This is a genomic window from Streptomyces olivochromogenes (assembly GCF_001514115.1).
GTDB classification, from domain to species: Bacteria; Actinomycetota; Actinomycetes; order Streptomycetales; family Streptomycetaceae; genus Streptomyces; species Streptomyces olivochromogenes.
This window is the reverse complement of sequence record NZ_KQ948451.1, coordinates 1,162,319-1,185,872: the sequence shown is the minus strand read 5'-3', so window position 1 is coordinate 1,185,872 and position 23,554 is coordinate 1,162,319. Positions and strand designations below refer to the sequence as shown.

The window sequence follows — 23,554 nt, the reverse complement described above, 5'->3', positions numbered from 1 at the left end:
CTCGTCAAAGGGACGTTGACCTCGGTTCGGTCCGTACGGTCGCTCCCTCGGAGGCGCCCCGGAGGCTTTGGCCCGGTCAAGGGCCGTACGGCGAAGACGCCCGTCCGAGTGCTCCGGTTCCGCTTCCCCGGGTTCCCGGTAAAAGAATCCAGAACGGCCGAAACCCCCAAGATCCGCAGCTAGTCTCTCATTCTGCTCGGGGCACGTGAGCCGCACGACCCCTGTGTCACCCAGGGGGACATGTGCTGTTCGTGCACGGAGGACCCACCACCGCAGTGGTGCGGGGCAGTACGGGAGAGTCCGTCGTCCTCCTCTCCGGTGAGCTGCCCGAGATACTGACCGAGGGCGCACTCACCGAACTCCTCGACCTCGCCGCGGCCGTCCTCGACGAGGAGGAGCTGAAACTCTTCCGGCGCTGCCTGGACGCCCTCGTCCGGGGCGAGGGCGGCACCCCGCGCCGCATCGAACTCGACGGTGTCGTGCTGAGCGTCTACGAGGACTGATCCGGGCGTCCGGAACTCCTGGATCGGCGGCCGGGACAACCACCCCGTCGACCAGGCGGTGGTCGCGGACCGTGTAAACGTCGCGGCATGCGGTTCTGGAACGAGAACGCGAACCCGCCGATCACCGTCCGTGACCGCGCGGGCGCCGGCGCCGCCCTCCCGCAGCACGGCGCCGTCGCCGTGAAACCCTGACGGGACCGGTCGGGGCGGTCGGGTCCGGTCGGCGTGCTGACGTCCGGGAGCGGCCTCCTGGCCCGGCCGTGCGGCGCCACGTAACGTGACACGACATGGAGACAGCCGCTGACCTGTGCCGGAAGGGTGTGTCGTGAAGATCCTCATCAGCGCCGACATGGAGGGCGCCACCGGGGTGACCTGGCCTGCCGACGTGTTGCCGGGGAGCCCGCAGTGGGAGCGCTGCCGGCCGATGTTCACCTCGGACGTCAACGCCGCCGTCCTCGGCTTCTTCGACGGCGGCGCCGACGAGGTACTGATCAACGAGGCCCACTGGTCCATGCGCAATCTGTTGCTGGAGCAGCTCGACGACCGGGCCGAGATGATCACCGGACGCCACAAGACGCTGTCCATGGTGGAGGGCGTCCAGCACGGAGACGTCGACGGGATCGCGTTCGTCGGCTACCACACGGGCGCCGGCACGGAGGGCGTCCTCGCCCACACCTACCTCCCCAACTCGATCACCGGCGTGTGGGTGAACGACGTACGGGCCAGCGAGGGACTGCTCAACTCCCATGTCGTCGCCGAGTACGGGGTGCCCGTCGTGCTCGTCACCGGCGACGACCTGACCTGCGAGGACGCGCTCGGCTACGCGCCGGAGGCACTGAAGGTCGCCGTCAAGGACCATGTGTCGCGGTACACGGCGGTCTGCCGTACACCGGCCAGGACCGCCGCCGACATCCGGGCCGCGGCCAAGGCGGCGGCAGCCCTGGCGGTACGTCAAGAACCGCTGGTGGGAGGCCCGTTCACGGTGGCGCTCGAATTCGACGCTGAACACCTGTCGATGGCGGCCACCGTCGTGCCGGGCGTGCGGCGCGTCGGGGAGCGCAAGGTGGTGTACACCAGCGACACCATGTACGAGGGGATTCGCACCTTCAAGGCGGTCACCACGATCGTCTCGGCCGCGGTGGAGGAGCAGTATGGCTGAGCAGAGAGCCATGAACGAGTGGGCTGTGGACGAACGGGCCACGGATGAGCGGGCCGTGGACGAGCAGGCGTTGGACGAGGTCGTACGGTTCACCTCCGATCTCATCCGCTTCGACACCACCAACCGGGGAGGCGGCGACTGCCAGGAGCGCCCCGCCGCCGAGTACGCCGCCGCGCGCCTCGCCGAAGCGGGGCTCGTACCCGCACTGCTGGAGCGCACCAAGGGCCGTACGAACGTCGTCGCCCGAATCGAAGGAACCGACCCGTCCGCCGACGCGCTGCTCGTCCACGGTCACCTCGACGTGGTGCCCGCGCAGGCCGACGACTGGAGCGTGCACCCGTTCTCCGGAGAGATCCGCGACGGGGTTGTGTGGGGCCGCGGCGCGGTAGACATGAAGAACATGGACGCGATGATCCTTGCGGTCGTACGCCAGTGGGCGCGCCTCGGCGTCAGGCCCCGGCGTGACCTGGTGATCGCGTTCACGGCCGACGAGGAGGCCAGCGCGCAGGACGGCTCCGGGTTCCTCGCCGACCGGCATCCGGAATTGTTCGAGGGCTGTACCGAGGGCGTCAGCGAGTCCGGGGCGTTCACCTTCCACGACGGCGCGGGCCGGGAGCTGTACCCGATCGCGGCGGGGGAGCGCGGCACCGGCTGGCTCAAGCTCACCGCGCGCGGGCGGGCGGGGCACGGCTCCAAGGTGAACCGGGCGAACGCGGTGACCCGGCTGGCCGAGGCGATCGCCCGGATCGGCGCGTACGAGTGGCCCCTCAGGCTCACCCCGACCGTCAGCGCCGCCCTCAGCGAACTCGCCACGCTGTACGGAGTCGACGCCGACCTGGACGACGTCGACGGGCTCCTCGACAAGCTCGGGCCCGCCGCGAAGCTCGTCGAGGCGACGGTCCGCAACAGCGCCAACCCGACCATGCTCAGCGCCGGTTACAAGGTCAACGTGATTCCGGGGGAGGCCGTCGCCCACGTGGACGGCCGCTATCTGCCGGGCGGCGAGGAGGAGTTCCGCACGACCCTCGACCGGCTCACCGGACCGGACGTGGAGTGGGAGTTCGACCACCACGAAGTGGCCCTCCAGTCGCCGGTGGACTCGCCGACGTACGCCAAGATGCGTGCCGCCGTCGAGGAGTTCGCGCCGGAGGGGCACGTGGTGCCGTACTGCATGTCGGGCGGTACGGACGCCAAGCAGTTCTCGCGCCTGGGCATCACCGGCTACGGCTTCGCCCCGCTCAAGCTCCCCGAGGGCTTCGACTACCAGGCCCTCTTCCACGGAGTCGACGAACGCGTTCCCGTCGAGGCGCTGCACTTCGGCGTCCGCGTCCTCGACCGCTTTCTGCGCACGGCCTAGAGAGGACAGGATGCAGAACCTGGCGTACGGATCGTGGCCCTCGCCCATCGACGCGGCGCTCGCCGCCGCGCACGACGGGCATCCCGAGTTCGTCGGCTTCGTCGGCGACGAGGCGTGGTGGACCGAGCCCCGGCCCACGGAGGGCGGACGGCGCACGCTCGTACGCCGACAGGTCGACGGCACGCAGGAGCCGGTGCTGCCGGCCCCCTGGAACGTGCGCAGCCGGGTCATCGAGTACGGCGGACAGCCCTGGGCCGGCGAGATGCGCCCCGAGGGGCCGTTCGTGGTGTTCGTGAACTTCGCCGACCAGCGGCTCTACGCCTACGAGCCCGATGCCCCGGACGCGCGGCCCCGCCCGTTGACCCCCGTGTCCCCGGTGGGTGGCGGACTGCGCTGGGTGGACCCGCGGTTGCGTCCAGAGCTGGGCGAAGTGTGGTGTGTGCTGGAGGAGTTCACCGGGGACGGACCCACCGACGTACGACGGGTCGTGGCCGCGGTGCCGCTCGACGGGTCGGCGGCGCAGGACCTCGACGCGGTGCGCGAACTCACCGACGGCAGCCACCGGTTCGTCACAGGCCCCCGGCTCTCGCCCGACGGCGCGCAGGCGGCCTGGCTCGCCTGGGACCACCCGCGCATGCCCTGGGACGGCACCGAACTGATCCTCGCCGACGTCACCGAGCACGGCACCCTGCACGGTGCGCGGCCCGTCGCGGGCGGACCGGAGGAGTCGATCGCCCAGGCGGACTGGACCCCCGACGGCACCCTCCTGTACGCCAGTGACCGCACCGGCTGGTGGAACCTCTACCGGCTCGGGGAGGACACGCCCGTCTGCCCCCGGGAGGAGGAGTTCGGCGGGCCGCTGTGGAAGATCGGGTACCGCTGGTTCGCGCCGCTGGAGAGCGGACTCGTCGCCGTCGTGCACGGCCGGGGCGCCACCGCGCTCGGGATACTGGACCCGGAGACCGGCGAGGTCGTCGACGCGGCCGGCCCCTGGACCGAGTTCACCCCGACACTCGCCGTCCACGGCAGCCGGATCGTGGGCGTCGCCGCCAGTCCCCGCAGCGCGTACGAGGTCGTCGAACTGGACGCCCGCACCGGCCGCGCCCGGGTGATCGGCGCCGGCCACGCCGACCCGGTGGACCCCGCGCACTACCCGGAGCCGCAGATCCGCACCTTCACCGGCCCCGCCGGGCGCGAGGTCCACGCCCACATCTACCCGCCGCACCACCCCGACCACGTGGCACCCGGCGACGAACTGCCGCCCTACGTCGTGTGGGCGCACGGTGGACCCACCGGCCGCGCGCCCCTCGTCCTCGACCTGGAGATCGCCTACTTCACCTCGCGCGGCATCGGCGTCGCCGAAGTCAACTACGGGGGATCGGCGGGGCACGGGCGGGAGTACCGCAACCGGCTGCGCGAGCAGTGGGGCGTCGTCGACGTCGAGGACTGCGCGGCGGTCGCGCTCGCCCTCGCCGAGGAGGGCACCGCCGACCGGCGCCGGCTCGCCATCCGCGGCGGCAGCGCGGGCGGCTGGACCACCGCGGCCTCCCTGACCAGCACCGACGTCTACGCCTGCGGCACGATCCTCTATCCGGTCCTCGACCTCGGCGAATGGGGCTCGGGGGAGACCCACGACTTCGAGTCGCAGTACCTGGAGACGCTGATCGGGCCGATCGCCGAGGTGCCGGGCCGCTACGTGGAACGCTCGCCCACCGAGCGCGCCGACCGCATCACCGCGCCCTTCCTCCTCCTCCAGGGCCTGGACGACGTCATCTGTCCGCCCGCGCAGTGCGAACGGTTCCTGGCCAGGCTGGCCCGGTCGTCGGGGCGACGCGTACCGCACGCCTACCTCACCTTCGAGGGAGAGGGGCACGGGTTCCGGCGGGCCGACTCCATGGTGCGGGCCCTGGAGGCCGAACTCTCCCTGTACTCCCAGGTCTTCGGCCTGCGTCCGCCCGGCATCCCGACCCTGCACCTCACCGCCCCACAAGAGCCCGTCGCGGCGCCGACGGGATCCGTCCCACCGATCGTGGAGTCCACCCAGTGAAAGCCCTGACCCGTCCCGCCCGTCTCGCCCCCGGGGCCCGCGTCGCCGTCGTCGCTCCCAGCGGGCCCGTGGTCGAGGAGCGGCTGGCCGCGGGCCTCGACATCCTGCGCGGCTGGGACCTCGAACCCGTCGTGGCACCACATGTCCTGGACCGGCACCCCGAGTTCAGCTACCTCGCGGGCACCGACGCCGACCGGGCCGCCGACTTCCAGGCCGCCTGGTGCGACCCGGACGTGGCCGCGGTGCTCTGCGCCCGAGGCGGCTACGGCGTCCAGCGCATGGTCGACCTCCTCGACTGGGACGCGATACGGGCCGCCGGGCCCAAGGTGCTCCTCGGCTTCAGCGACATCACGGCACTGCACGAGGCGTTCGCGGGCCGGGCGGGGCTGGCGACGCTGCACGGGCCGATGGTCGCCGCCGTCGACTTCGTCAAGAACGCGCGGGCACAGGAACATCTGCGGGCGACGCTCTTCGAACCGGAGACGGTACGGGTGATCGAGTCCGGCGGGGACGCGGCACCGCTCGTGCCCGGCCGCGCCTCGGGCGTCCTTCTCGGCGGATGCCTGAGCATGCTCGCCGCCGACCTGGGCACCCCGCACGTGCGGACCTCCGCGCGCGGCGGCCTGCTGTGCCTGGAGGACGTGGGCGAGGAGACGTACCGCCTGGACCGGGTGCTCACCCAACTCCTGCGGGCCGGCTGGCTGGACGGGGTCAGCGGGATCCTGCTCGGCTCCTGGGCGCGCTGCTCGCCGTACGAGCGCGTGCGGACGCTGCTCACCGACCGGCTCGGCGGGCTCGGGGTGCCGGTCGTCGAGGAGTTCGGATTCGGGCACGGCGAGGGCGCGTTGACGATTCCCTTCGGGGTACGGGCCGAACTCGACGCGGACGCGGGGACCCTGACGCTGGAGGAGCCGGCGCTCACCTAGGTCCTGTCGTGAGGGTCGCCGTCGCGTACTGTGTCGGGATGCCTGAGAACGCCTCCGCCTATCTTGCCGAGGGCCCCCGCGTCGGCATCCGGCACTTCACCTACGAGGACGGTGCCGAGTTCACCGCACGGGCCCGGGAGAGCAAGGCGCTGCACCAGCCCTGGCTCTTCCCGCCCCGCAGCGTCGACGCCTACGCCGCCTATGCGGGGCGGCTCATCGAGGACCGTACGAAGGCCGGGTTCCTGGTCTGCGAACGGGACAACGGGGCGATCGCCGGCTTCATCAACATCAACAACATCGTCGAAGGCGGCTTCCTGTGCGGGGCGCTGGGCTACGGCGCCTTCGCACACGCCACGGGGCGCGGACTGATGGCCGAGGGGCTCGGGCTCGTGGTCCGGTACGCCTTCGGGGCGATGGGGCTGCACCGCCTGGAGATCAACGTCCAGCCCCGCAACGCGGCCTCGATCGCCCTCGCACGGCGCTGCGGATTCCGGCTCGAGGGGTTCTCGCCGGACTTCATCTACCTCGACGGGGCGTGGCGCGACCACGAGCGATGGGCGATCACCTCGGAGATGCTCCCTTCGAGCTGAACCTCGGGCGGACACGGTCAAGAGGGCCAGGTCGGCCCCGCGACCGCGGTCGCCCCGGGCCGGCCTTGGCCGGGAGGCGGCTCAGCCCAGGTAGAAGTCCCTGCGGGCGGCCACGAACGCCTCGATCGTCTGGGCGGGTACGCCCGTCACCCGCTCGACGCCGTCTGCGGTGCGGTCGTAGCGGTTCTCACGGTGCAGTCGGCCCATGACGGCGACGTGCTGTTCGAGGTGCGGCGGCATCCCCAGCTTCGGGAGTTCGGCCTCCCACTTCTCCGGGGGCACGTCCACGTAGGTCACCGGTCGTCCCAGCGCCCGCGAGAACTCCCCGGCCAGCTCCTTCATGTCGACCGAGCGGGGTCCGGTCAGTTCGTAGACCTGCCCGACGTGCGGAGCCGGGTCGCGGAGCACGGTGGCGACCACCCGGGCGACGTCCTCCACGGCGACCGGCGACGTGCGCCCGGCACCGAACGGCAGCGCGAGCGTGCCGTTCTCCCGGATCGACCGCGCCGCCAGCGAGGTGAACAGCGGAGTGTCCAGGAACGACGTCGGCCGGATGTGCACCACGGGCAGGCCGGACCAGTTCAGTACCTGCTCCGCCAGCCAGTGCAGCCGCTGCTGGTGCGACTCCTCGGTGCTGGTGGCGGTCATCTGCGACACCGTCATCTGGGACAGCCCGACCAGGGCGTCCAGCTTTCCGGCCTCCCTCGCGACGGAGGCCACCACGGTTGCCGCCAGCAGGTGGTCCGGCGACACGGGCATCGCGAAGTACATCCGCCCGACACCCTCCAGCGCGGCGGCGACGGTCTCGGGCCGGGTCAGGTCGCCGACGACGACCTCCGCGCCGAGTGCGCGCGGTCCGGCGGCACGATCGTCGTCGCGGCGGACCATCACGCGCACCGGTACGCCCTGTGCGCGCAGTTGCTCGAGGACCGTGCGGCCCACGCCACCGGCGCCGGCGATGAGAACAAGGTTGTTGGCAAGCATCGGTCGATCTCCTTCGGAGTGAGGGAACATCTGAGTTGAGGTGGGTCGAGATGTGCTGAGGTGTTCAGAGCGTCAGCGGGCGGAGAGCTGCCGGGACCGAAGGCCCACCAGCAGCGCCCCGATCACGGCCCACAGCGCGAGGGTGATCAGTGGGCCGGAGACGTGGGCACCGCCGAAGTAGCTGAGGTCGGCGACGGCCCGTATGGCGGCGCCGGGCGGGAGGAGACCCGAGACGACGCGGGCGAGACGGGGCAGCAGGACGACGCCGATGGTGGCGCCGCTGGTCGAGTTGCCGACGGTGAGGAGCAGCAGGGTGGCCACCGGGACGCCGAGCGGGCCCAGCCAGGTGCCGAGCAGCTTGGTGGTGAACGCCGCCGCGGCCGCCAGCAGCGCGAGCGTGCCCGCCAGGGGCAGGAAAGGTGCCGGCAGGGCTCCCATGACGGGTCCGGCGATGACGGCCGCGATGGTGCCGCAGGCCGCGGAGAAGCCCCAGATCAGCCGGAACCGGTGGCGCAGGGCCAGCACGTTGCCGAGGCCCAGGGTGCTCTGGGCGAGGACGAACCCGGCGAGGGTCACCCCGAAGGCCACATAGAAGCCGCACAGCCCACGACTGTCGAACTTGGCCAGCGGGACGACGTCCGCGGTCTCCAGGTGCTGCCCCGCCCGGTTCGCATAGGTGGCGGCGAGGCCGGTGACGGCGTTCGTGGTGGACAGGCCGTTGGCTCCGGCCACGTCCAGGCGCAGTCCGCCGTCACCGCTGGGGCCGAGCGCTGCGACGGCGTCACGGTGGAGCACCGCGCGGCGCGCCGAGCCGGCGTCGGCCGCCTGGTGCACGTCGACGCGGTCGCCGAGCGTCCGCCGGACCTCGGTGGCGAGCTGCTGCCCGGTCACGGCCAGCGGCACGCCGTGCGGCTCGGGGTCGCGCTGGAGGCCCACGTAACAGGCGACGAAGGCCGATACCACGATCAGTCCGACGATCGCCGGCTGCAGCCAGGCTCGTACCGGCACCGTCCGGCGGGCGGACGGTGCGGGCGGCACGGTGGGCGCGGGCGCCGCGGGCGTCGAGGACTCGGTGGGGGCGGGTGGCGATGCCAAAGGGGTCTCCAGGGCGGTCGGTGGTTCTGCGGTCGAGGGACGGAGGGGCATCGGATAGATGTCGTCGGTAATCTAAACAGGGGCTAAGATAGATGGCAAGTGACATCCATTTGAGGAGAGTGATTCCGTGGGCCGCGTGTCCCAGGCGCAAGCGCAGGAGAACCGGCAGCGCGTCGTAGCCACCGCCTCCCGGATGTTCCGCGAGAAAGGCACCGCGGTCAGCGTCGCCGACCTGATGAAGGCCGCCGGGCTCACCCACGGCGGTTTCTACAAGCAGTTCGGCTCCAAGGAGGACCTGGTCGACGAGGCCATCGCGCATGCCTTCGACGAGCAGGCGGCACACTCGGCGGTGGCGCCCGAGGAGCAGGCGGGGGAGCACGAGGCCGCCCGCCGGACGCTGATCGAGGACTACCTCTCGGTCTGGCACCGCGATCACCCCGGGGAGGGCTGCCCCGTCTCCGGATTCGCCGCCGACCTGGGGCGCGAGCCCGGCCAGGCCGCCCGCGCCCAGGACGTCTACATCAACGGGGTACGGAACCGCGCCGCTCGGCTGGCCACCGGCGACGACGACGGCATGGCCCAGCTCTGCACCATGGTCGGCGCGCTCGTCCTCGCCCGCGCCACCCGGGGCAACCCGATCTCCGACGAACTGCTGCAGGCCGCGCACACGGCTCTCACCGAGAGCGGCACCGGTCAGTCCGCACCGCAGCAGCGCACGGACTGACCGGGGGCGGCCGACGGGGCCATCGACTCGTTACTTGTTCTCAGCTGTCGGCACGGCGGGCGCGCTGTTCACCGATGTGATCGTCGTCGCCTTTGCGGAATCCTGACGAGCGGACACCCTGGTCAGGTGGTCGATGTCGCTGTTCCATGGTCATCGTGACGACGATCCGACGTGACGTACTGACCCTGCCGGTCGCGGAGTTGGGCCCGGACAACCCGCTGCCACCCCTGCGGCCGCTCGACGAGACACACCGCGTCGACGACCGCGCGGGCGCCGACCTGCCGCGCGACATGGCCCGGCAGATCCGCTACGAGCCGCTGCGGAGCGTCCTGCCCGAGCGCATCCGGGACGGATACGACAGACGGCGCGAGCCGCGCGGGATCGACACGATCGTGATCGAGAACGACCGGCTGCGGGCGGTGGTGCTGCCGGGCTACGGAGGCCGGGTGGTCTCGCTGTTCCACAAGCCCTCGCAGTGCGAGCTCCTCTACCGCAACCCGGTGGTGCAGCCCGCCTGCTTCGCCCTCAACGGAGCCTGGTTCTCCGGCGGCATCGAGTGGAACATCGGCGCGACCGGCCACACCACCCTGTCCTGCGCCCCCGTGCACGCCGCCCGGGTCCCCGCCCCCGACGGCGGCGAGATGCTCCGCCTGTGGGAGTGGGAGCGGCTGCGCGACGTGCCCTTCCAGGTCGACCTGTGGCTCCCGGACGGCTCCGACTTCCTCCATGTCGGCGTCCGTGTCCGCAACCCGCACGAGAGGCCCGCGCCCCTGTACTGGTGGTCCAACATCGCCGTCCCCGAGGAACGCCGGGTGCTGGCCCCCGCGGACGAGGCCTGGCACTTCGGGTACGAGCGGCGGCTGCGGCGGGTGCCGGTACCGGAGTACGAGGGGGTGGACCGCACGTATCCGCCGCGCAGCGTCTTCCCGGCCGACTACTTCTACGAGGTGCCCGACGGGCAGCGCCGCTGGATCGCCGCGCTCGACGACAACGGCGACGGGCTCGTGCAGACCTCCACCGACGTGCTGCGCGGGCGCAAGCTGTTCGTCTGGGGCTCCGGTCCGGGCGGACGGCGCTGGCAGGAATGGCTCACCGAACCCGGCACCGGCGGCTACTGCGAGATCCAGGCCGGGCTCGCCCGGACCCAGCTGGAGCATGTCCGGCTGGACGCGGAGAGCGAGGTGTCCTGGCTGGAGGCGTACGGGCCGCTCGCGACCGACGCGGGGGCGGTGCACGGGGCGGACTGGGCGCTCGCGCGCGCGGAGACGGAACGCCGGCTGTCGGAGGTCCTGCCTCGGAGCGACGTCGACGCGGCGTACGAGGCGTGGCTGCCGTACGCCGACACCGAGCCCGGTGAGGTGCTGGCCGTCGGGTCCGGCTGGGGTGCGCTCGAAGTGCTGCGCGCCTCCCACAAGTTGCCCGGGACGCCGTTCGAGGAGTCCACGCTGGGGGAGCCGCAGGCACCCTGGGTGGAACTCCTGCGGACCGGCGCCTTTCCGGAGCCGCGCCGGGCCGGGCCACCCGGTGAGAGCCTGGTCGCTCCGCACTGGCGGGACATGCTGGAGACCGCGCCCGCCAAACCGCTCACCGAGTACCACCTCGGCGTCGCGCAGTGGCATGCCGGGGACCTGGCGCAGGCCGTGCGCAGCTGGGAGCGGGCGCTCGAACTCGCCCCGTCGCTCTGGCCGTTGCTGCGGTGTCTGGCCGTCGCCGACCAGGAGGCCGGCAACCGGGAACGGGCCGCCGACCGGTACGCCGAGGCCTTCGACGACCTGTGCCAGGAGCGGCGCGACGACGGTCCGGCCTGGACCGCGGCCACGGCCGCGCTCGGGCGGGAGGCGGTGGGTGCGCTGCTCGCGGTGCGGCGTACCGGGGAGGCGCGGCGGGTCCGGGACCGACTGCGGCCCGCCACGCGGGCGCGCGGCCGGTTCCGTCTGCTCGAGGCGGAGCTGCTCCTCGCGGAGGGGGACCGGGACGGGGCGCGGGCCGTCTTCGACGAGGCGTTCGAGGTCGCCGACCTGCGGGAGGGAGCGGAGACCATCACCGCCCTGTGGACCCGACTGACGGACGAGCCACTCCCACCCCACTACGACTTCCGCATGCGCCCGACCCCCGACTAGCCGTCCTCGTCCTCAAACGCCGGACGGGCTGAAAGATGCGCGCCAGCGCTCTTGAGGGGCGCGGGGAACTGCGCGATCAGCCCCCACCGGCCCGCAGTCAAGCGATTCGGGGCGGGGCGGTCAGGGTGTCGGGGATCCACGGTCCACGTACTCGTACACCGCACCGTCCGGATGCATGGCGATCAGGTTGCGCCCGACCGGCGTCCCCACCGGGCCCGCCAGAATCCGAGCGCCCAGCTCACTGAGCACCCGGTGCGCGTCCTCGACGTCCTTGACGGCGATGGTCGCGGAGACCTTCCGCAGGACCTCCAGATCAGCCTCGGGTCCACTCATGAGCAGGAAACAGCCCACCGCCGCCACCGACACACCGCCGCGCTCGAACCGCAGGGCCCGCCCACCCGCAAGTCTTTCGTAGAAGGGGACCGAAGCCTCCAGGTCGTCGACGCAGATCCGCAACGTGGCTCCCAGAATCTCCATACGGACGAGCTTAGTTGGGCACGCCGGAGGGCGAGATCGATTCGGACGTCTCCTGCGGACGGCGGAGTGACCCCGGGGGCGAGGAGGAAACACCGGAGCCCCCGGGTTTGGGCGCCCCGACCACGGGGACGCGGAAAGCCCCGATGAGGTACGAGCGACATCGCCGGAGGCGAAACCGTGAGTCGACCCCGACATCACACTGCTCGACCCGACCGACTACTTTCTGTATCCGCCCCTGCTGCCGCAGGTCCCGCCGACATCCTGGAGCCACGCCGTGTCACCACGCTGACGTACGATCGTCTCGTGCTGGCCGTCGGCGGCGTGAACAAGCTGCTGCCCGTGCCCGGTGTCGCCGAGTACGCGCACGGCTTCCGTGGACTGCCCGAGGCGTTGCACCTCCGGGACCACGTGACCCGACAGGTGGACCCGGCCGCATTGTCGCCGCCAACCCCCTGGGCATGCCCCTGTCCGGCCCCCTCGCCGGGGCCGTCACCCGCGGCGCTGGACACCGCCTCGCCGGAACCGGCACGGGTGGCCGGTTCCCCCGGCGACTTCGCGCGCCGTCCGGAAGGAGAGTCATGAACACCACCGTGAACGCCATGGAAACCCGTCAACTCAAGGAACTGGCACAGCAGTTGCGTGTCGACAGCGTGCGCGCTGCCGACGCCGCGGGATCCGGGCACCCCACGTCCTCGATGTCGGCGGCCGACCTGATGGCGGTCCTGCTGGCCAAGCACCTGCGCTACGACTTCGAGCGCCCCCAGCACCACGGCAATGACCGTTTCATCCTCTCCAAGGGGCATGCCTCACCGCTCCTGTACGCCGCGTACAGGGCGGCCGGGGCCATCAGCGAGGCCGAACTGCTCACCTTCCGCAGGCTCGGCAGCCGCCTCGAAGGGCATCCGACACCCCGACGGCTCCCGTGGGTCGAGACCGCCACCGGCTCGCTCGGCCAGGGGCTGCCCGTGGCGGTCGGTATCGCCCTGGCCGGCAAGCGGCTCGACCACACCGGCTACCGGGTGTGGGTGCTGTGCGGCGACAGCGAACTCGCCGAGGGATCCGTCTGGGAGGGCGCCGAGCACGCCGGATACGAGCACCTCGACAACCTCGTCGCGATCATCGACGTCAACCGGCTGGGCCAGCGCGGCCCGACCCGGCACGGCCACGACCTCGACGCGTACGCGCGCCGGTTCCAGGCCTTCGGCTGGCACACCGTGGAGATCGACGGGCACGATGTCGACGCCATCGACCGCGCGTACGCCGAGGCCGAGTCCACCGCGGGACAGCCGACCGTGATCATCGCCCGCACGCTCAAGGGCAAGGGTGTCGAGTCCGTCCAGGACCGCGAGGGCCTGCACGGCAAACCGCTGCCGGACGCCGAGGCGGCGATCGCCGAACTCGGCGGAGTGCGCAACCTGCACGTGGAGGTCCAACAGCCGCCCCCGGCAAGGGTGTTGCACGCCGTCCGCTCCGGCCACCTCGAACTTCCCCGCTACGACACCGGGGACAAGGTCGCCACCCGCGACGCCTACGGACAGGCGCTCGCCGCGCTCGGCACCGCCCGTGGTGACGTCGTCGCCCTGGACGGCGAGGTGGGCGACTCCACCCGCACCGAGCTCTTCGCCAAGGAACACCCCGACCGCTTCTTCGAGTGCTACATCGCCGAGCAGCAACTCGTCGCGACCGCCGTGGGTATGGCCGCGCGCGACTGGGTGCCGTACGCCACCACGTTCGCGGCGTTCCTCACCCGGGCCCACGACTTCATCCGGATGGCGGCGATCAGCGGCTCCGGCATCAACCTCGTCGGTTCGCACGCGGGCGTCTCGATCGGCCAGGACGGCCCCTCGCAGATGGCCCTGGAGGATCTGGCGATGTTCCGGGCGCTGTACGGCACGACCGTGCTCTACCCGTGCGACGCCAACCAGACGGCCAAGCTCGTCGCCACGATGGCGGACCGCGAGGGCATCCGCTACCTGCGCACCTCACGCGGGGACACCCCGGTGATCTACAGCCCCACCGAGGAGTTCCCCGTCGGCGGCAGCAAGGTACTGCGCGCCAGTGACGAGGACCGGCTGACGCTCGTCGCCGCGGGCGTCACCCTGCACGAGGCGCTGGCCGCCGCCGAGTCGCTCGACCGCGAGGGCATCCAGGCCAGGGTCATCGACCTCTACTCGGTCAAGCCCGTCGACCGCGACACCCTGCGCGAGGCCGCCGAACAGACCGGCTGCCTCGTCACCGTCGAGGACCACCGCGAGGAGGGCGGCATCGGCGACGCGGTCCTCGACGCCTTCCTCGACGGCCGTCCGGTGCCGCGCCTGGTCCGCCTCGCCGTCCGTACGATGCCGGGTTCGGCGACCCCCGCCGAGCAACTGCACGCCGCGGGTATCGACGCGGAGTCGATCGCGGCGGCGGCGCGGCTGCTGGTGGAGACGGCGATCGTGCGCTGAGCCGCAGCCGCTGAGTCAGGCGCCGAAGAGAGGCGCAGGCGGATCACGCTTCCTTGCGGCAGAGAATCTCTCCGTGCAGGACGGAGAACCAGCCGTCCTCCTGCCGCGCCCACTCCCGCCACGCCTGCGAGACGGCCCGCAGTTGCGCGGTGGTCGCGTGTCCGCCGTCCGTGGCGCGCTCCGCGTACGCCGAGGCCTGCGTGCGATCGGCCCACAGCCCGCCCCACCACTCCCGCTCGTCCTCGGTGGCGAAGGTCCAGGTGTCCGAGGTCGCCGTGATGTCCTTGATGCCGGCCGCCAGTGCCCACGACTTGAGACGGCGGCCGGCCGCCGGTTCGCCGCCGTTGGCCCGGGCCACGCGCAGGTACAGGTCCAGCCAGTCGGTCAGGCCCGGCACCTCGGGGTACCAGGCCATCGCCGAGTAGTCCGCGTCGCGGGCGGCGATGAAACCTCCCGGCTTGGTGACCCGGTACATCTCGCGCAGTGCCTGCACCGGGTCACCCACGTGCTGGAGCACCTGATGGGCGTGGACCACGCAGAAGGTGTCGTCCGGGAAGTCCAGGGCGTGCACGTCCGCGACCCCGAACTCGACGTTGTCCAGGCCGCGTTCGGCGGCCACGGCGCGGGCCTGGTCCAGGATTCCCGGGGCGTGGTCGACGGCGGTGACGTGGCCTTCGGGGACCAGCGCCGCCAGGTCGGCGGTGATGGTGCCCGGGCCGCAGCCGATGTCCAGGATCTTCATGTGGGGCTTCAGCGAGTCGAGCAGGTAGGCGGCCGAGTTGGCGGCCGTGCGCCAGGTGTGCGAACGCAGTACGGACTCGTGGTGGCCGTGTGTGTAGACGGCGGTCTCCTGCGACTTCGACATGACCGTTTCCCCTTCGCGTCGTCTCGTCGGTTGAGCATCACCGTACGCCTGCATGTCGCATGGTGAGACCCGCGTCTTGTCATGTGGACAACTCGAATGGTGGGGCTCGGGCGTTGACGGGGTGAGGTGTCCGGACGGGTCACGGTCGGCGGTGGCGTGCGAGGAGGCCTCGTACGGCGTACGCGGCTGCCGTGCCCAGCGCCGCGCCCGCGAGGACGTCGCTCGGGAAGTGGGCGCCGGTGTAGACGCGGGACAGGGCCACGGCGGTGGCGAGCGGTACCACCGCGGCGCCCCAGCCGTGCGACTCCAGTGCCACGCCCGTGGCGAAGGCGGCGGCCGACGCGGAGTGGCCCGAGGGGAACGAGGTGGTGATCGGCTGTCGCTTCAGCTGCCGGGCCAGGGGGACCGGGGCGAGGGGTGGGCGGGGGCGGCGCACCGAGCGCTTGCCCACGGTGTTGATGGTGGCGGAGGCGAGGGTGAGGGCGGCGAGGCCGGTGGCGGCGGCTCGGCGGGCGTGGGGGGTGCGGGTCGCTGTGAGTGCCGCCGCTGTGGCGAACCACAGCAGGCCGTGGTTCGCGCTGCGGCTCAGTTTGGGCAGGAGGGGGTCGCAGCCTGGCCAGTGGCGGGATGCGATGGCTTCGAAGAGGCGGGAGTCGGCTGTGAGGAAGCGGTTGCGGAGGGTGGTGTGGTGGGTTGAGGGGCGGGTGGTGAGGTCGATGTCCGGGGTGACGGTCATGACCTCCCCGTACCCGCCGAACCGCCGTTTCCTCGCCCCCGCCGCCCCTACCCGTCCCATCCCGAACCTGGGGGCTCCGCCCCCAGACCCCCGGGGTGGGGCTGTCGGCCGCGGGTGGGTGGGGGCTGGTCGCGCAGTTCCCCGCGCCCCTGGGCGGGGGCTTCGCCCCGCGACCCCCGTCCACTCGATTCGGTTGGCTGACGGCCGGTGGGGGCTGGTCGCGCAGTTCCTCGCGCCCCTGGGCGGGGGCTTCGCCCCGCGGCCCCCGTCCACCGGATTCGGTTGGCTGCGGGCCGGTGGGGGCTGGTCGCGCAGTTCCCCGCGCCCCTTGAGGGTGCTGGCGCGCGTTTTCAGCCTGTCCGGCGTTTGAGGACGAGCCTTTCGGGCGATCGGGGTCGAAGGGGCGGAGCCCCTGGGGGATGGGGCGGCGGGGGCTCGGTGGGGTTATGCGTTTGCTCCGTGGGCCGGGGGGCCGGAGAATGCCTCCCCATGGGACATCTCGAAGCCGCACATCTTGAGTACTACCTTCCCGACGGGAGGGCGCTGCTCGGCGATGTGTCGTTTCGGGTGGGGGAAGGGTCCGTCGTCGCCCTGGTGGGCCCCAACGGAGCGGGCAAGACCACGCTGCTGCGGCTGATCTCGGGGGAGCTGAAGCCGCACGGGGGCACCGTCACCGTGACCGGCGGCCTGGGCGTGATGCGTCAGTTCGTGGGGTCCGTGAGAGACGAGACGACCGTACGGGAGCTGCTCGTCTCCGTGGCGCCGCCCCGCATACAGGAGGCCGCCAAGGCCGTCGACGCGGCCGAGCACGCCATGATGACCGTGGACGACGAGGCCGCCCAGCTCCGCTACGCGCAGGCACTCTCCGACTGGGCCGAGGTACGCGGATACGAGTCCGAGACGCTCTGGGACATGTGCACGATGGCCGCGCTCGGCGTCCCGTACGAGAAGGCGCAGTGGCGACAGGTACGCACCCTCTCCGGAGGAGAGCAGAAGCGGCTGGTGCTGGAGGCACTGCTGCGCGGCACCGACGAGGTACTGCTCCTCGACGAGCCGGACAACTACCTCGACGTCCCGGGCAAGCGCTGGCTGGAGGAACGGCTCAAGGAGACCCGCAAGACCGTTCTCTTCGTCTCTCACGACCGGGAGCTGCTGTCCCGCGCCGCCGAGAAGATCGTCAGCGTCGAGCCCAGCCCCACCGGCGCCGACGCATGGGTGCACGGCGGCGGCTTCGCGACGTACCACGAGGCGCGACAGGAGCGGTTCGCCCGCTTCGAGGAGCTGCGCAGGCGCTGGGACGAGAAGCACGCCCAGCTGAAGAAGCTCGTGCTGAATCTGCGCCAGGCGGCCTCCATCAGCCATGAGTTGGCGTCCCGGTACGCGGCGGCGCAGACCCGGCTGCGGAAGTTCGAGGAGGCAGGGCCGCCGCCGGAGCCGCCGCGCGAGCAGGACATCAAGATGCGACTGCACGGCGGGCGTACCGGCGTACGGGCCATCACCTGCAAGGGACTTGAGCTCACCGGGCTGATGAACCCGTTCGACCTGGAGGTCTTCTACGGCGAGCGGGTCGCCGTGCTCGGCTCCAACGGCTCCGGCAAGTCGCACTTCCTGCGCCTGCTCGCCGGTGACACCGTCGCGCACACGGGCGAGTGGAAGCTCGGCGCGCGCGTCGTGCCCGGACACTTCGCCCAGACGCACGCCCACCCGGAGCTCCAGGGCCGCATCCTTCTCGACATCCTGTGGAGCGAGCACTCCCAGGACCGGGGCGCCGCCATGTCCCGGCTGCGCCGCTACGAGCTGACCGCCCAGGCCGAGCAGCGCTTCGAGAAGCTCTCCGGCGGCCAGCAGGCACGCTTCCAGATCCTGCTGCTGGAGCTGGAGGGTTCCACGGCCCTGCTGCTGGACGAGCCCACCGACAACCTCGACCTGGAGTCGGCCGAGGCGCTCCAGGAGGGCCTGGAGGCATACGAGGGGACGGTGCTCGCGGTCACCCACGACCGCTGGTTCGCACGCTCCTTCGACCGCTATCTGGTCTTCGGGTCGGACGGCAGGATCCGGGAGACGGCGGAGCCGGTGTGGGACGAGCGGCGCGTCGAGCGGGCCCGGTAGGACTCGGGCCCGGTACGGCTCGGGCCCGCCAGGACTCGGTCCCGGCCCCCGGTCCTCCGGTGCTTCCCGGAGGACCGGGGGCCGGGAAGTTCGTAGAGTGGAGTGAGGACGCGAGATCCACGGCTCCCTCCCGGACGCCGCTCGGGCGCCGCGCACGGCAGCGCCTGCCCGGCGGCCACCCGGACCGCGCCGCAGGACACGACGAGCGGGGTACCACCATGACCGGAGTCGACCCGGACCGACTGGACGACCAGCAGCTGATGAAAGAGCTGGAGACGATCCACCGCACCCGCCACGACACACTGCTGCACGGTTCGAACGAAGCCCTGCGGACCCACAACATGCGCATGGCGCAACTGGAGGGCGAGTACCTGCGCCGCCATCCGCGCCGCCCCATCGCCGCGGGCCGTACGCGCGAGGGGGCCCGGGAGCGGGGCCTCGCGGCGGAGTGCTGAACGACGAGCCGGGGCGACATGACGGGTCGGGGCGACATGACGGGTCGGGGCGTCAGGGAGCGCATGAGTGACGACGTCGTGCGGCGCCGAGCCGGCGACCCGCGGAGCACGCGGCGGTGTCGACGTCGGCTCGAACTCACCCGGCCCGCACACCCGTTGCCGCGCGCACCCGTCGACCTCGGTCCCCGCTGTCCCCGGTGTCGCCGGTGAACCGAGGTGCGCCGGATGGTGCCGGATTCCGCTGGGGCGGACACTCCGTCAGGCGGCCTGCCGCGCGAACGCTTCCAGGAACGCCTCGTCGAACGCCTCGAGGTCACCCGGCTCGCGGCTGGTGATCAGGGTGTTGGGCCCCTGCTCGCACACCTGCACCTGCCGGTCGACCCAGGTGCCGCCCGCGTTGCGGATGTCGGTGCGCAGACTCGGCCAGGACGTGAGGACCCGGCCCGAGACCACGTCCGCCTCGACGAGCATCCAGGGGGCGTGACAGATCGCGGCGACCGGACGGCCGCGCTCGAAGAACGACATGACTCCCTCCAGGGGATCGGGGACGGTGATCGCGTACCCATGGACCCGGGGGCGACACGTCCGTGGGAAAACGGCACGACGAGCTCCACCGCCAGGCGGCATGATGACGGCCGGAGAACCGGTTCTCCGAGGTCATGGGGGTGGCAGTGACGGGGATATCGCTCGAGGCGCTGGACGCGGTGCCGTGGGACCGGCTCGAATCGGCGCTGCCCCGGCACCCGGTCGAGGAGGTGCCCCGCGCGCTGCGGCGGCTGGCGCTCGCGGGCGGGGCCGCGACGGAGGAGCACTTCTACCCGCTGTACTCCTGCCTGTTCGCGGGCAACGGCCGGGTGCCCTCCGCGGCGACCGCCGCACTGCCCTTCCTGGTCGCGCTCGCCGCCGACCCGGGGACGGGCGCGCGCTTCGACCTCGTAGGACTGCTGGTGTCCCTGAAGCGGGCGGCCGAGCAGGCCCGGCCGGACCTGGTGGACGAGGGGTGGCCGGCGCAGTGGAGACGCCACCGCGGCGCGGTCCTGGCGCTGCTCGCGGACCCGGACCCCGATGTGCGGCGGGAGGCCATTCCCCTCGCGGACGGTGTCGTACCGCTCCTGGAGCGGTGGCGGGCCGAGACGGACCCGGCGATGCGTCTGCCGGTGCTGCTGCGGCTGGGATGGGTGGCCGCCGAGGCGGCGGGAGCGGATGCCCGGTCGGTCGAGGAGGTACGGGCGGTGCTCGACGGCGTCCTGCGTGACGGCGAGCCCGTCATGAAGGTCGCGGCCGTGATCGCCTGGGCGCAGCTCGACCCGCAGGAGCCGGTCCGGCGGATCGACCTGCTGGTGGAGACACTCTCCGACCTCGCCGTACGGCCCAGGTTCGAGGAGATCTGGTACGTGTCGGACGTCGAGGAACCCTTCAGCCGTGAAGCGGTCGTCACCTGGGCCGCCGAGCTGTTCGACCACGACCCTCGGACGGCCGCCTCCTTCGTGGTCCGGCTGGCCGACGCGGCGGCCCGCACCGGGGACACCGAACTGTCCGGGGCGGTGCTGGACGAGGCATGGCGGCTGCTGGTGCTCAGGCCGTCCGCGGCGCCCGCGCTGCTGCCGGTGGCGGGCCGGCTGCTGGACGACCCGGCCGACCCCGTGCGTCTGCGGGCGGCACACCTTCTGGCGGTGCTCGGCCGGCAGTCCGCCCGCTACGCCGACCGGCTCGCAACGCTGCTCGACGACCCGGGGGAGGATCCCTGCCTGGAGGGGACCGTCGGTGACTACGCGCGCTGGGCGCTCACCCGGATCGGCGACCCGTGCGCGATGCCGGGGCTCGTCGAGCGCCTCTACGAGCCCTATCGGGAGTTCTACGGACGTGGCTACTGCGTCAGCGACCCGCGACTTCCGGACGTCGACGCCGTGCTGGTCCCGCTGCGGGCGCACGCCGACGTCCTGCTGCCCGCACTGCGGGAGGTGATGCGGCACCACGCGGCGCACAACGGCGACCACGGCCCGCTGACCGGCGCCTTCCTGAAGGTCCTGAAGGCGTGGGGGCCGGACGCGCTGCCCGCGCTGCCGGAGGTACTGGCGCTGATGGACGACGACAGGGGCTCGCTTCCGATCGTCGAGGTGCTGGCCGCGATGGGGCCGGGCGCCGCGTCCGCCGAGGCCGCCCTGCGCGCCTGTCAGCCGCTCAACTGGCCGGGGTACCACTGGAACGCGGCGTGGGCCGCCTCGCAGATGGGCGGAGACCGTACGGCGGCGCTGCGGCTCATCGGCGACGCGGTGCTGACCGAGGAGGGTCCCTACTACGGGCCTGTCCACCTGCTGACCGAGTTCGGTCCCGCGGCCGTGCCGTACGCCGACCGGGTGCGGCACATCATGGAGAACACCGGCGGCCTTCGCCGGATCGAGGCCGCGCTCGCCCTCTGGTCGTGCACGGGCGAGCCCGAGCCGAGCATCTTGGTCCTGGAGGAGTTCGTCCTGCCGATCGCCGACGGCGGCGACGACTATTGGCTCTTCGGAGAGGCGCTGCGAGCGCTGGCCCGGATCGGCACCCTCACTCCCGCGACACGCGCCGCACTGCGGACGGTACGGGGCTTCGACGGCCGCCTGGCACAGGAACGGAACTACGAGGCCTTCCTCCAGGACGAGGAGCTGCGAGCCGTGATCGAGTACCTGCTCGCCCTTCCCTGAGCCCAAGGCGCCGACAGGCGCGGGTGTTTGCCTCGGTGTTTGCCTCGGACAGGCGGGGGCAGGCGGAATTCAAGTGCTTCGGACAGGAGGCACGTCCGTGGGAGCGGGGAAGTCCTCGCCACGGGTGTGCCGTTCGACGCACCCGTGCGCTCCCTCGGTGACCGTCCAACCCAAGGCACCTGCAAGGGAGTTGCGACGCACCATGCGAAACCAAGTGAGCGCGAAACGCCATCCGCACGACGACGCCCCCGACACCACGGAGGCATTCCGCAGGCTCGCCTCGCTCCCTCCGGGCCGGCAGCACGACTCGCTCCGCGAGCAGATCGTCGAGGCCTGGCTGCCGATGGCCAACCGGCTCGCGGGCCGGTTCCGCAACCGCGGTGAGAGCCTGGAGGACCTGCGCCAGGTCGCGGCGCTCGGTCTGGTCAAGGCCGTGGACCGGTACGACCCCGAGCTCGGCAACGCCTTCGAGAGCTACGCCGTGCCGACCGTCACCGGCGAGATCAAACGGCACTTCCGCGACCACATGTGGACCCTGCACGTGCCGCGCCGCGTTCAGGACCTGCGCAACCGTGTGCGGTTCGCCGTCCAGGAACTCTCGGGGACCATCTCGGGCCGCAGGCCCACCGTCGCCGAGATCGCCGAGCACGCCCGGATGAGCGAGGAGGACGTCCGGGCCGGCCTGGAGGCCCTGGAGAGCTTCACCGCGCTCTCCCTGGACGCCGAGGTCTCCGGCAGCGACGACGGCTACTCGCTCGGCGACGTCCTCGGCTCGGCCGACCCCGCGCTCGACGTCGTCATCGACCGCGAGGCCGTCAAGCCCCGGCTGCGGGCCCTGCCCGAGCGTGAACGCACCATCCTCTACATGCGGTTCTTCGGCGACATGACGCAGAGCCGGATCGCCGACGAACTCGGGATCTCGCAGATGCACGTGTCGCGGCTGATCAGCCGGTGCTGCCACCGGCTGCGCGACCAGGTGATGCGCGACGCGGCCTAGTAGGCCCTGTCCGGCGGATCATGTCGCGGACGCGGACTCCAGCCGCTACCGGGGCGTGCTCATCGCAAGGGACAGGTGGCGGGACATCATGTCCATCGCCTGGGCCTCCGCCATCGAGAACGCCCGGCGGGCGCCGCTGCGGAACAGGGTCAGCACGCCTTGTACGGGACCGGGCGCGGTGGTCAGGGGCACGCACAGCAGCGACGTCACGTTCGCGCGTACGAGGATCGGGGCGCCCGAGGTGTCACGGCCGAAGGCGTCCGGATCCTCGGGGCGCACCGGGAGCGCCGTGGATCCGCCCCGGGCCGCCTCGACGACGAGCGGACACACGGCGGGATCCTGAGCGGCCACGTCCCGGGCCCCCTCCCCGCTGTCGGAGGGGGCCAGCACCGTCGTACGGGACAGCCGCGCCGCTCCCGCCACGTCGGCCACCACCCAGTCGGCGAACCGCCCGTGCAGTACCCCGGCCGCCCGCTCCAGTACCCCGGCCGGATCGCCGACCGGACCGCTGAGCAGCGCCGTGGTCATGGCGTCCACCAGGTCCATCAGCGCCGCGTGCCGGGTCGTCTCGGTCAGGGTCGGTACCGGGCCCGGTACGCGCTCGGGGGACGGCACCCGGCTGTCCGCGGGCTGCAGGACGACGAGGACGGCGGTGCGGGGTTCGCCGCTGGGCCGCAGCGCGGTGAGCGTCGCCCGCACCGGCACCGCGGGCTGCTGCTGGAGGTGCACGGTGAGACTGCGGTCGCCCTCGCCGCGCGCCACCGCCGCCGCCTGCGAGCGGAACGCGGCACGGTCGGCGTGCGCGAGGAATCCGGTGAGCGGCCGCCCCGTCGCGTAGCCGGCGCGTACGCCGGTGAACGAGGTCGCCGCGAGGTTCAGCCTGCGCACCACCGTCTCGCGGTCCACCAGCGCGACAGGCACCGGCACCCGCTGGAAGAGCGCCTTGAGGAGCTGTTGCTCCTGGCGGTCGACCGAGGCGACGCCGGACGGGCCCGTCGAGGACAGACTCTCGTACCAGGGCCACAACTTGCCCGCCACGTGGTCGAGTTCGAAGATCGCCGCATCGAGCACCGTCGGCAGGTCGTCGGCCGGTACCGATCGAGCCGCCTTGAGCTCCGCCACGCGGCGCACGAAATCCGCGAGTTCTTCACCGAATTCGTCCGTCTGCGCCATGCGATGAACGTAACCCGAAGGATTGGTTCCGGGTGTGGCGGGGGTGTAACCCGTCGGGCCTGTTTTCCGCGCAGGTGAGCGGGAAGGCGCGGAGGAAGGAGGGGTG

The 23,554-nt window shown here is 72.1% G+C and carries 18 protein-coding genes and 3 pseudogenes; 14 read left to right on the top strand and 7 right to left on the bottom strand.

Annotated features, from left to right (window positions below; all coding sequences use genetic code 11):
• The first annotated feature begins 251 nt into the window (after positions 1 to 251).
• From AQJ27_RS05385 to AQJ27_RS05360, 6 genes are all read left to right on the top strand, one after another.
• Complete coding sequence (locus AQJ27_RS05385) at positions 252 to 503, top strand: hypothetical protein (protein ID WP_235613373.1); 252 nt, start codon at positions 252 to 254, stop codon at positions 501 to 503.
• 325 nt (positions 504 to 828) lie between these two features.
• Complete coding sequence (locus AQJ27_RS05380) at positions 829 to 1,662, top strand: M55 family metallopeptidase (protein ID WP_067362233.1); 834 nt, start codon at positions 829 to 831, stop codon at positions 1,660 to 1,662.
• Between the two features lie 10 nt (positions 1,663 to 1,672).
• Entirely contained in the window at positions 1,673 to 3,019 is a 1,347-nt protein-coding gene (locus AQJ27_RS05375) for a M20/M25/M40 family metallo-hydrolase (protein WP_067362230.1), read from the top strand.
• A gap of 10 nt (positions 3,020 to 3,029) precedes the next feature.
• Entirely contained in the window at positions 3,030 to 5,066 is a 2,037-nt protein-coding gene (locus AQJ27_RS05370; RefSeq protein ID WP_079064786.1) for a prolyl oligopeptidase family serine peptidase, read from the top strand.
• Positions 5,063 to 5,992, top strand: a complete 930-nt coding sequence (locus AQJ27_RS05365; RefSeq protein ID WP_067362227.1) for a S66 peptidase family protein — start codon at positions 5,063 to 5,065, stop codon at positions 5,990 to 5,992. Before AQJ27_RS05370 ends, AQJ27_RS05365 begins: the two co-directional genes overlap by 4 nt.
• A gap of 38 nt (positions 5,993 to 6,030) precedes the next feature.
• The gene (locus tag AQJ27_RS05360; protein WP_067362857.1) at positions 6,031 to 6,582 is read left to right on the top strand and encodes a GNAT family N-acetyltransferase; all 552 of its coding nucleotides are present in this window, start codon (positions 6,031 to 6,033) and stop codon (positions 6,580 to 6,582) included.
• Positions 6,583 to 6,663: 81 nt separating this feature from the next.
• On the opposite strand, the gene AQJ27_RS05355 is transcribed toward AQJ27_RS05360, so the two are convergent.
• The gene (locus AQJ27_RS05355; RefSeq protein ID WP_067362224.1) at positions 6,664 to 7,566 is read right to left on the bottom strand and encodes an NmrA family NAD(P)-binding protein; all 903 of its coding nucleotides are present in this window, start codon (positions 7,564 to 7,566) and stop codon (positions 6,664 to 6,666) included.
• A 72-nt stretch (positions 7,567 to 7,638) separates the two neighbouring features.
• The gene (locus AQJ27_RS05350) at positions 7,639 to 8,661 is read right to left on the bottom strand and encodes a hypothetical protein (protein ID WP_067362221.1); all 1,023 of its coding nucleotides are present in this window, start codon (positions 8,659 to 8,661) and stop codon (positions 7,639 to 7,641) included.
• A gap of 127 nt (positions 8,662 to 8,788) precedes the next feature.
• Here AQJ27_RS05350 and AQJ27_RS05345 point away from each other — a divergent pair, with 127 nt between their 5' ends.
• Together AQJ27_RS05345 and AQJ27_RS05340 are read left to right on the top strand one after the other, a co-directional pair.
• On the top strand, positions 8,789 to 9,385 hold the full coding sequence (locus AQJ27_RS05345; protein ID WP_067362218.1) for a TetR/AcrR family transcriptional regulator: 597 nt from the start codon (positions 8,789 to 8,791) through the stop codon (positions 9,383 to 9,385).
• Between the two features lie 146 nt (positions 9,386 to 9,531).
• Positions 9,532 to 11,505: a DUF5107 domain-containing protein gene (locus AQJ27_RS05340; RefSeq protein ID WP_067362214.1), complete on the top strand. Its 1,974-nt coding sequence runs from the start codon at positions 9,532 to 9,534 to the stop codon at positions 11,503 to 11,505.
• Between the two features lie 120 nt (positions 11,506 to 11,625).
• Here AQJ27_RS05340 and AQJ27_RS05335 read toward each other — a convergent pair whose 3' ends face one another.
• Positions 11,626 to 11,982 (bottom strand): VOC family protein, encoded by a 357-nt coding sequence (locus AQJ27_RS05335; protein ID WP_067362211.1) that lies wholly within the window; start codon positions 11,980 to 11,982, stop codon positions 11,626 to 11,628.
• A 190-nt stretch (positions 11,983 to 12,172) separates the two neighbouring features.
• On the opposite strand from AQJ27_RS05335, the pseudogene AQJ27_RS51805 reads away from it, so the two are divergent.
• Both AQJ27_RS51805 and AQJ27_RS05325 read left to right on the top strand, forming a co-directional pair.
• Positions 12,173 to 12,417: pseudogene (locus tag AQJ27_RS51805) on the top strand (NAD(P)/FAD-dependent oxidoreductase); the annotation flags it as partial.
• Between the two features lie 164 nt (positions 12,418 to 12,581).
• The gene (locus AQJ27_RS05325; protein ID WP_067362855.1) at positions 12,582 to 14,429 is read left to right on the top strand and encodes a transketolase; all 1,848 of its coding nucleotides are present in this window, start codon (positions 12,582 to 12,584) and stop codon (positions 14,427 to 14,429) included.
• 43 nt (positions 14,430 to 14,472) lie between these two features.
• Here AQJ27_RS05325 and AQJ27_RS05320 read toward each other — a convergent pair whose 3' ends face one another.
• Together AQJ27_RS05320 and AQJ27_RS05315 are read right to left on the bottom strand one after the other, a co-directional pair.
• The gene (locus AQJ27_RS05320) at positions 14,473 to 15,294 is read right to left on the bottom strand and encodes a class I SAM-dependent methyltransferase (protein ID WP_067362205.1); all 822 of its coding nucleotides are present in this window, start codon (positions 15,292 to 15,294) and stop codon (positions 14,473 to 14,475) included.
• Positions 15,295 to 15,454: 160 nt separating this feature from the next.
• A pseudogene (locus AQJ27_RS05315) lies at positions 15,455 to 16,030 on the bottom strand (phosphatase PAP2 family protein); the annotation flags it as partial.
• A 489-nt stretch (positions 16,031 to 16,519) separates the two neighbouring features.
• Between AQJ27_RS05315 and AQJ27_RS05310 the strand changes: the two are divergent.
• Both AQJ27_RS05310 and AQJ27_RS05305 read left to right on the top strand, forming a co-directional pair.
• Complete coding sequence (locus tag AQJ27_RS05310) at positions 16,520 to 18,139, top strand: ABC-F family ATP-binding cassette domain-containing protein (protein ID WP_067362202.1); 1,620 nt, start codon at positions 16,520 to 16,522, stop codon at positions 18,137 to 18,139.
• A 218-nt stretch (positions 18,140 to 18,357) separates the two neighbouring features.
• Complete coding sequence (locus tag AQJ27_RS05305) at positions 18,358 to 18,594, top strand: DUF6158 family protein (protein WP_067362199.1); 237 nt, start codon at positions 18,358 to 18,360, stop codon at positions 18,592 to 18,594.
• 258 nt (positions 18,595 to 18,852) lie between these two features.
• On the opposite strand, the pseudogene AQJ27_RS05300 reads toward AQJ27_RS05305, so the two are convergent.
• Positions 18,853 to 19,122: pseudogene (locus AQJ27_RS05300) on the bottom strand (DJ-1/PfpI family protein); the annotation flags it as partial.
• A gap of 143 nt (positions 19,123 to 19,265) precedes the next feature.
• On the opposite strand from AQJ27_RS05300, the gene AQJ27_RS05295 reads away from it, so the two are divergent.
• Positions 19,266 to 21,278 (top strand): hypothetical protein, encoded by a 2,013-nt coding sequence (locus AQJ27_RS05295; protein WP_067362195.1) that lies wholly within the window; start codon positions 19,266 to 19,268, stop codon positions 21,276 to 21,278.
• Between the two features lie 202 nt (positions 21,279 to 21,480).
• Positions 21,481 to 22,275: an RNA polymerase sigma factor SigF gene (locus AQJ27_RS05290; RefSeq protein ID WP_067362192.1), complete on the top strand. Its 795-nt coding sequence runs from the start codon at positions 21,481 to 21,483 to the stop codon at positions 22,273 to 22,275.
• A 45-nt stretch (positions 22,276 to 22,320) separates the two neighbouring features.
• Here the strand turns inward: AQJ27_RS05290 and AQJ27_RS05285 are convergent, their stop codons facing one another.
• A complete protein-coding gene (locus AQJ27_RS05285; protein WP_067362190.1) occupies positions 22,321 to 23,448 on the bottom strand; it encodes a PAS domain-containing protein in 1,128 nt (375 codons plus the stop codon).
• Positions 23,449 to 23,554 lie beyond the last annotated feature (106 nt).